The organism is Streptomyces sp. NRRL F-2664 (genome assembly GCF_000719345.1).
GTDB lineage: Bacteria > Actinomycetota > Actinomycetes > Streptomycetales > Streptomycetaceae > Streptomyces.
This window is the reverse complement of the sequence record NZ_JOFX01000248.1, coordinates 1-975: the sequence shown is the minus strand read 5'-3', so window position 1 is coordinate 975 and position 975 is coordinate 1. Positions and strand designations below refer to the sequence as shown.

The 975-nt window shown below is 68.9% G+C and carries 1 pseudogene; it reads left to right on the top strand.

Features of this window, described 5'->3' with window-relative positions:
• Window positions 1-205: 205 nt before the first annotated feature.
• Window positions 206-975: pseudogene (locus IF89_RS45610) on the top strand (IS110 family transposase); the annotation flags it as partial.

Genomic DNA, 975 nt, shown 5'->3' with positions numbered 1-975 from the left:
CCGCTGGGTAGTGCGTCTTCCGAGCCGCCGGCAAGGAGACCTCTCATCGACACCAGAGCCACCTGCTCCACATACAGAGCGAGGCCCTTGCCGACCGCTGGGGATGCGAACTGCCAATCGGATGCCGGACCTGCGAGTCCTCCCATCAGGGCGCGGCGTTTCCCTGCACTGGCTCCTGCACCATCCGCGTTCAAGGAGGGCCTGATTGAAGATCTTCTGCGGCATCGACTGGGCGGAGGACCACCACGACATCGCCTTGGTCAACGAGCGGGGCGACCTGGTCGCCAAGCAACGGATCAGCGACGACCTCGCAGGGCTGGAGACCCTGCAGCAACTTCTCGCCGAGGCCGGGGACGAGCCAGGGGATCCGATCCCCGTCGCGATCGAGACGTCCCGCGGTTTGCTGGTGGCCTGCCTGCGAGCCACCGGCCGTCCTGTCTTTGTCATCAACCCCATGGCGGTCGCTCGTTATCGCGAGCGACGTTCGGTCGCGCGGGCAAAGTCGGACCACGCTGACCCCTCGCTCTGGCGAACGTCCTGCGCACGGATGCGGACCATCACCGTCCGCTGCCCGCCGACTCCGAACTCATCCAGGCACTCGCCGTCCTGGCCCGGGCCCAGCCGGATGCGGTCTGGAACCGGCAGCAGCTGGCCTCAACCAACTCCGCTCCCTGCTGCGCGAGTTCTTCCCGGCCGCCCTGGCAGCCTTCCAGGTCAAGAACGTGGGCCTGGCCCACCTGAAGGCCCGCGCTCTCCTCGCCGCAGCTCCCACTCCGGCCTCGGCGGCCGCGCTGGGCAAGGCACGGCTTCGGTCTATTCTGCGCAAGGCCGACCGCCAGCGCCGCATCGAGACCCGGGCCGAGCACCTCGCCGGCATCCTGCGCGAGCCGCACATGCGTCAGCTCCCGCGCGTCGAGGAAGCCCTCGGCCAGCAGGTCAGGGCACTCGTTCTGCAACTCGACGCCGCCGCCCAGG